Genomic DNA, 7,613 nt, shown 5'->3' with positions numbered 1-7,613 from the left:
GACCATTGTCCGTATAAAATCTTCCTTGTCCACTTTCCTTCCTTGTCTTCGGTAGTCTTGCCTTCACAGATCATATTAAAAACCTACCCTTGTAAGGAAGGGGGTGGGGTCAAACAATAGTTGATACACTAATCATGACTTTCCAAACATCCTCTTAACTTTCTTCTTTCTAGCGCTTTTGTCTCTTGGCGGTTAGTTTCCAACCACTGAATCATCTCAGGTGATAAATCCCGCTTATCTCTGCTCACTGCATCAATACAAACGTGTCGAGTCACAGCCTTAACAACTAGAACATCTGCCAGTATAATTTCATAACTAACTTCAAACTTATTCGCAGTTATTTGATGGGGAAATAAACTTACTTCTAACTGGTCTCCACAGAACATTGGGCGAAAAAAATCCACATTAGCATGAACAATAGGAATAGCTATAGATGGATGAGTAAAAAAATCTTTGAGATTAATACCCGATACTTCTAAAGATGCTTCGTAGGCTTCATGACATATAGATAAAGCATGGGCAAAATAAACTACTCCAGCGCCATCTGTATCTGCAAGGCGAATAGTGCGATGATAGGTAAAAGACATTATTTTAAAGGGTAGTAGATATCCTCAGAACTGGGGTTGAGGTAGGGATGCTGCAAATCAATGGAATGTTGAGCAAAATGTTGCTCAATCATTCTCATACGCTCCTCCATTGTATTTTGACCTTGTTCCCAAGCCTCCAACAAAGCATTGGCGACAATTTGGCAACGGTTGATACCAAAATTTTCTTGAGTGGCAAATTTTTGGGTAGGCTCTTCAGCTAAACCCAATCCAGGGGCTAAAAACTTAGTAAATAAGGGTATTTCAGCTTGGAAATGAGATTCACACCCCCTATAAACATTCTCAAGGATTTTGTGCAATGCTGGATAGTCCTGAGCTTCAAAGTAGAGTATACCTGAGTCATAGCGTCCGTAGGCAGCGGGATGATAGAGAACCTGAAAGGTAAAAGCAATATTGGCTGCGTTGAGTTGTTGGGTTAGTCCATCCATGGAGGCGATCGCACCAGATGAGGTAAAATTAAAGTAGATTCTCCCGGTACCTAAATTCCCATCTAGGTTACTTTGCTTTTCCTGTCCTACATTGCTAACTGCTAAGTAGCAGCCTTTTTGCAGTCGGTTTTTAGGCATCCAAATCGCCACTAATTCCCCCACCTTGGGAGACTTTTTACTAGGTTTAAGATGGCAGTCTGGCTCAATATATACCGTCAAACCGCCTTTAGTGACTGCCATAGTACCATCAGGTTCTCGACTCAATACCCGCCAACTGGGGTCAAAATAACCTTTACCGTGATTGCTCGTCTGTAGTTGTTCGTAAAATCCCCAATCAACATCTAAGAGAGAATGAGTTTCTAAATTTTGGTGTCCCCAGCAATTACTAGTTTCAGTATCTAAGGCCAAGGTGGTTTTTAGGGAACCATTGTAGTAGATACCGTAAAGGAAATTTCTCAGTAGTAGAGTCAGATATTTATGCTGTAAAGCCGGAGAATTTTGTTGAAATCTCTCTGCTAGTTTAGCAGGTAAAGAAAAAGATTGATAGTGGGGGTGGGAAATACAAAACTTAGAATTTATCTCGATATTTTTAGCAATATCCAGCAGGTAAGTTTGCAATGTATAGGTGGGACAGTATAGCATTACTTGATATTAAGAATTACTTAAACAAACATGGTGGTGACCGTTGGCTGTGATTAACAACCCCGCAGGCGAGTTTTTTGGTAATAAAGAGGAACTAATTGCTGTTGTTTTTCTCTTTGGGGGAGTTGATGAAATTCTGTCAAAGGGTTGAGAATTTCCCCCTGAGAAACGCCGAAAATACTCAATATAGATTCTTGTGGTATGGTAAGGAGATTCTTAGCAACATCAAGCATATAAATGTCACTATTGCCAAAATGTTTAAGAGATTTAATATTTGCTTGAATTTGATGAATTAGCGCCAGTCCTGTAAACTGAATAACTCGGACAATAAAGTTACTTTGGTACTGCAAAATCATGGGAAAAGTTTTGACATAAGCCCGAATTAACCCCAGTAATGAAGGTTGTAGCAACTCTAAGGGTGTAATCGCTAAATGCAGGGATTCTTCTAACTCAAGGGTGGGATCTACTACTAAGCTAGAAAGCCAAATTGTTAAATAGCTGGCGATAAGGGTACCTATATCAAAGGCGGGGTCACCCCAACCACAAGCTTCCCAATCAATCAGTTTAATCAGGCAATTATCTAACTGATGCCAACGAGAATGAATTAAAATATTATTTAAGGTGAGGTCATTATGAGTCAAGCAGCAAGGTTCCCATTCATAAGCCAAATCGGCGATCGCTGATTCTAAAGTCTCATAACCTTGGTAGAGAAGGTAAAACTTTAACGCCTCAGTGGGAACTGTACCAAATATTTCTGGGGTAATAGAATCCACCCCTTGGGCTGGATTGTAAAAGCTATAGCGAAACTGTCCTTGAGGCCCAGCTGACATAAACTGACGATATTCTCGCTGTTGGAAGGTAGCGCGATGTAGTCCCGCTAATGTACTACCAATGGCGGTAGCAATTTCTGGCGGAAAAATAGCATTGTGACCATAAAATTCTCCTAGTTCCGAATATTCAGTTAAGTAATTACGAACCAGGATAGAATGTTCTTGATCAAAATTTACTATTAGTGGTGCGATCTCAGTTATATTACCTATAACTGGAAACTGCTGTAATAATTGCTGAAATAGCCATTCATTAAAAAAATCATGGGAATTTCCATAGTTTTCAAGATGACATTTTTGTTTAACCAGCAGTTTTTGATTATCTCCTAAAGTCAAGAGTAAATTTAAGTTATGTTGACTACTTTTGAGCAAGTCATATTTATTCAATGCGCCATCTTCTGAGGAATACATACCTCTTTCTTTCAGGTATTCGATAACTTTCTGAGAAGACAGTGGTAATAACATGTATGATGTCCTACTTGGTAAAAGTACCGTTGCTTGAGATGAATTTGGCAGTTTCGATACACAGCAAAAATTGAACCAATCTATTCATATCTTATCTATCAAATTAAAACCTGCCATAATGGCAAGATAACTTGATTTTTTAATTTAAATTAGGCTGCTAAATACTGTATAGCCTTGAGTTTTCACAGCCCAATAGCAGCAATAAAACAACTATCCACAGATGGATATGAGCAAATTTAAGCATTGATTACTGGCTGATGCTCTTTGGTTCTACTGATACAATTCTGCAAAAATGTATTATTAATTACAAAATACATCATTTCTCGTGGGGCTAATTATTGACTAAGAGTAATTATGATTCTCAATACTTAGACTAGAAGTACCAGCATCCTCAACCCCATAATTATATACAGCCCTATTTTTATAGATCATCACCAACGCCAAAAAACCGGATATTTTCAGCAAGTCAAAGATTAAGAATTTATCCCGGAGCAACCGGTTTCAGGGGAGACAAAGATCACACATTCACATTCACGGAGTCTATGTTAACGGCCATGTAGATTTTGACTTTACTACCAGGGTTAGCAGACAATTGACCATAGTGCCTTATTTAAACTACCCTGTTAATTGATGGATAATCCAGCGATGCCACGTAATTCATCCTATAGCCATAGCCAGGTTCAATTTCTCCAATGTCAAGCAGCATCACTTTTACTCTACCAATCTGTATTGGAAAGCGAAGTGGGGATGGCATTTCTTGACCTGTTGCAAGCTATACGTTACACTGATGCCGATGCACGGAGTTGTCTCAAAGCTTATGGCAGTTATTTTTATGCCTTAAGTGCTAAACATCAAAATTGGGAAGACTACCTAATTAGTCAAATTCTCCGTAGTGAGAATCCTTTTAGTAAACTGGCTCAACAGCAAGACGTTGAAGATTTACCCCGGTCGTTACTAGCAGCAGTGGAGCATGATTTACAGGTGTTGCAGAATCTTTATGAATGTAGTAGTGCTTCTTTGAGCGAGTGGGTGCAAACTGTAGCTCAGTTACCCATTTCACCTATTGTCTGGTACACAGAGCAAAACATTGGTATAGAGACAAAGTTCAAAGTATTACTACAAAAGTTAGATAATTGGGGTGATGCTGTGGAGGATTTGGCAGATCATTATCGCCAGTGTGGCACAGGCTTATTTGTAGAATATCATGCGTTGCGCTGGCAAGAAGGTAAGTTTGTAGGTATCAAGTACCCTGACCCGATCAACCTGAAAACTTTAGTGGGTTACGAGTCTCAACAAGAAACTTTAATCAAAAATACAGAGTTTTTATTATCAGGAGAGGTGGCACAGCATATACTACTTTACGGTAGTCGGGGGTCGGGTAAATCTTCTGTGGTCAAAGCTTTGTTAAATGAGTATGGCGATCGCCATCTACGTTTGCTGGAAGTCGCAAAATCTGATTTGCACAATTTGCCCAAAATTGTCGAGCAGTTGCGGGGAGTACCACAAAAATTTATTATCTTTGTTGATGACCTTTCCTTTGAAGAAGATGATGATGCTTTTAAAGCACTTAAGGTAGTTTTGGAAGGTAATTTGACTGCACGTCCCCAAAATGCGGTGGTTTATGCTACTTCCAACCGTCGCCACTTAATTCGCGAGTTTTTTACAGACAGACCCACACCCAAAGATCATGACGAAATCCACTCCTGGGATACAATGCAGCAAAAGCTTTCCTTTAGCGATCGCTTTGGTATCACTCTCACTTTTGCACCAGCGGATCAGGATACTTATTTAAAAATTGTCCAACATTTAGCAGCACAAGCCCAAATTGATATTACTCCCGAAGATTTAGAATATCAAGCATTACAGTGGGCAACCCGCCACAATGGTCGTTCTGGACGTACAGCAAGGCAGTTTATTGATTTCTTAAAAGCAGATTTAACAGTATCTCATCCCCATACAGATCACATCCCCTGAAATCATCACTTAAAATCGATGACAAGCCCCTATCATCATCTTTATTTACTTTTAATCTTACCCTATCCATACTAGATATGAAATCAATTACATGGTGATATCTCATTGTGCTACTCCCTAAAATCCACAAAGAATTATAGTTAGATATTTCACAATTATCTTGCTAAGTAATAATGACATTAAAACATACCTATCCTAACAACTCAAATACCCTGAGAAAAACCAATATGCCATCAGCAACCATCAGCAATCGATATATTCTAGGTATCGTCGCCTTTAGTATCAGCTTTGGTATTAGTCTTGTCCCCCAGTGGAATTTCAACCAAGCCTTAATCACCGGTATAATTACTATAATTTCTACCTATGCAGCCATATTATTTACAGATAAGCGCCGTGGGAATTATGAAATGATGATTTTAACTTCCAATCGCAAGCGCATTAAAGAAATGGAGGGACTAAAACGGCGGATTGTTCAAGAAGTTAATCAAATAGAAGAGATGCGTAACTTCTTGTACGCAGATTCACAAAGCTTGGAAAATCAAATATCAGAGTCTCGTATTCAAAGAGATAAAATTCATAGAGATTTAGGTATATTTGCAGCCCAAAAACAGCAGTTAGAAACCGATACCATTAACCTCAATGCTGAAATAGAAGCTCTGGAACAAAATAAAACAGAACTGCATCATACTTGCTCTCAACTCACAACCGAAAAACGTCGTATGGAGTTGAATTGTAATACCTTTCGCGGTGAAATTATGCAGTTGCAAAATCAAATCTATCAACTCCAGGAAGAAAAACAAGAACTTGAGACTAATGTCACTCTGTTAGATAGGCTCAAACCCCAACTAGAGGAAAAGATGTATGAACTGCGAACGGAAATTCAAGCACTAGAAACACAGATTAATGACCAAAAACAATTATTATTATCTACCAAAACTGAAACGGAAAATTTAGCCGAAAACCTCAATTACCTAGAAAATAAAATCACCGAAAAGCAATCAGAATTACAGCAACTCACATCAGAAATATCCTTATTGCAAGCAGAAAGAGACTCATTACAAAGCCAAGTATGGGAATTACTTCAACAACCAGAAACATTAAATCCAGAACTATCACCTGAAAATTGCCATGAAGATGGCAATGATGTGTTTCCTTTTACGGAGTTAATTGATTCTGTAGAGACAATCAATACATCTGAGATTTTACCTGAACAATGGCAGAAACTTTTAGAAATCCTCCCCAACCATGAAATTCAGGCGTTAAAAGCTATAGTAGAACAAGAGCATCCCCTGGTAACTATTGAGGAAATTGCCCAATCCAACAGTACCACCCCCAGTTTATTAATTGATTCTCTCAATGAACACGCCCAGGATGCTATTGGAGAACTAATAATTACAACTAATGGGGAACATCCTCAAGTGTCTGAAGAGCATATAGTTAACGCCAGAAAAATCCTGACTATGGATGAAAACCTCAGAGTTAAACAAGATTAATCTAATTAACTACTGCTATATGATTCATCGCCCCTTATTATTCTCGACTATGGCTGTAGATGTCTTTTCCAATCTACAATTACTCTTTGAATGAATAAACACATAATAATAAAGCCAATCAATACTGATAATGGAGTTAAATAACTCCAAGAGTATGACATTTTATCTAAGATATGCCAGGGTAGGATAAAGATCAGCAGGTAAGTTAATCTGTGTATATTCTGCCATTTCTTTTTTAAAAGTTTGACACTCCAATCATTAGAAGTAATTGCTAGTAAAGTTAGAATAAAAAATGAGAATATTCCTTGAAACTAATGAATATAAGTAAGAGGATTTAAGAAATCAATATTGTGTTTAAACACTATCAGTAAACCATGGCTGCAAGCTAAAACATAGGATGCAATACCAATAATTCGCCGTTTTTTTCCTAACCAACGTAAGGTTTGATTTTGGCGCGTTTTGGGGAAAACAGTTTTGAATATACTTGGCGTTAAAGTCAATATGTAAGCTATCAGTGCCAATAAGCCAAAAAAGTTAGCCAGGGTTACAGACTGAACAGACATAAGTAAACTCTTTTAAGTAAATCTTGTATGGAACAATAATATACCATCTGTTCATGATGTCAAGTGCAAAAAATGCCCTAGATTAGGGCATTGTTCCAATTTATTCAACTAATAACCTATCCCATGGTGACAAATTCCTCAGCAGAGGTGGGATGAATACCGACTGTGGTATCAAAATCAGCTTTAGTAGCACCCATCTTCAGGGCGATCGCCACTCCTTGTATAATTCTTGTATAATTTAGGATGCCAGTTTAAGGCTGATATAGCGATTCAAGCTGACATTTTCCTCAGCTGCTTCTATAACTAATCTACGGTGAAGCTCCGGAGGAATACGAACCTGAAATTTACCACTGTAGTTTCTTTCTGCAATGGGTTCCGGAATCCTCTCATTATTCGCCGCCATATCAGCTACTACATCTTTTACCAAGTTTGTAATACCTTCAAGTGCAGTAGAACGATTTTCGTGGAGATAAGATAGAGTTTGTGAAATTATAGACAAATCTACAAAGTCACTTTACCAGGGGTAAACCTGATTGGAGTTACTCCTAACCCCTCTATCCCGTCTGCAAAAGCGTTCAGGACTGCTTTTCTTAATATGTTGTACGCCCCATTTAAA

The 7,613-nt window shown here is 38.3% G+C and carries 7 protein-coding genes and 1 pseudogene; 2 read left to right on the top strand and 6 right to left on the bottom strand.

The features are described from left to right. Nucleotides 1-128: 128 nt before the first annotated feature. Genes NWP22_RS04515 through NWP22_RS04505 form a run of 3 tightly spaced genes read right to left on the bottom strand, consistent with a single transcriptional unit; the run spans nt 129 to nt 2,967 of the window. Nucleotides 129-587, bottom strand: coding sequence for an acyl-CoA thioesterase (locus NWP22_RS04515; protein WP_271733919.1), 459 nt, complete (start codon nt 585-587; stop codon nt 129-131). Further along, nucleotides 587-1,675 carry a T3SS effector HopA1 family protein gene (locus NWP22_RS04510; protein WP_271733918.1) on the bottom strand — a complete coding sequence of 363 codons (1,089 nt, stop codon included), beginning with the start codon at nt 1,673-1,675 and terminating at the stop codon, nt 587-589. Before NWP22_RS04510 ends, NWP22_RS04515 begins: the two co-directional genes overlap by 1 nt. A gap of 53 nt (nt 1,676-1,728) precedes the next feature. Continuing rightward, nucleotides 1,729-2,967: a phosphotransferase gene (locus NWP22_RS04505; RefSeq protein WP_280801576.1), complete on the bottom strand. Its 1,239-nt coding sequence runs from the start codon at nt 2,965-2,967 to the stop codon at nt 1,729-1,731. Between the two features lie 630 nt (nt 2,968-3,597). On the opposite strand from NWP22_RS04505, the gene NWP22_RS04500 reads away from it, so the two are divergent. Continuing rightward, on the top strand, nt 3,598-4,941 hold the full coding sequence (locus tag NWP22_RS04500) for an ATP-binding protein (protein WP_280801575.1): 1,344 nt from the start codon (nt 3,598-3,600) through the stop codon (nt 4,939-4,941). Between the two features lie 173 nt (nt 4,942-5,114). Continuing rightward, complete coding sequence (locus tag NWP22_RS04495) at nt 5,115-6,434, top strand: tellurite resistance TerB C-terminal domain-containing protein (RefSeq protein WP_425332604.1); 1,320 nt, start codon at nt 5,115-5,117, stop codon at nt 6,432-6,434. Nucleotides 6,435-6,745: 311 nt separating this feature from the next. On the opposite strand, the gene NWP22_RS04490 is transcribed toward NWP22_RS04495, so the two are convergent. The 3 genes and pseudogenes from NWP22_RS04490 to NWP22_RS04480 form a co-directional block, all read right to left on the bottom strand. Continuing rightward, nucleotides 6,746-6,997, bottom strand: a complete 252-nt coding sequence (locus NWP22_RS04490; RefSeq protein WP_280801574.1) for a hypothetical protein — start codon at nt 6,995-6,997, stop codon at nt 6,746-6,748. 116 nt (nt 6,998-7,113) lie between these two features. Further along, nucleotides 7,114-7,224, bottom strand: a pseudogene (locus NWP22_RS04485) (hypothetical protein); the annotation flags it as partial. 11 nt (nt 7,225-7,235) lie between these two features. After that, complete coding sequence (locus NWP22_RS04480) at nt 7,236-7,496, bottom strand: type II toxin-antitoxin system HicB family antitoxin (protein ID WP_280801573.1); 261 nt, start codon at nt 7,494-7,496, stop codon at nt 7,236-7,238. Nucleotides 7,497-7,613: the final 117 nt, after the last annotated feature.

Origin of the sequence: Anabaenopsis tanganyikae CS-531, from assembly GCF_029891675.1 — a bacterium.
Lineage (GTDB): Bacteria > Cyanobacteriota > Cyanobacteriia > Cyanobacteriales > Nostocaceae > Anabaenopsis > Anabaenopsis arnoldii.
This window is presented reverse-complemented; position numbering and strand designations above follow the sequence as displayed.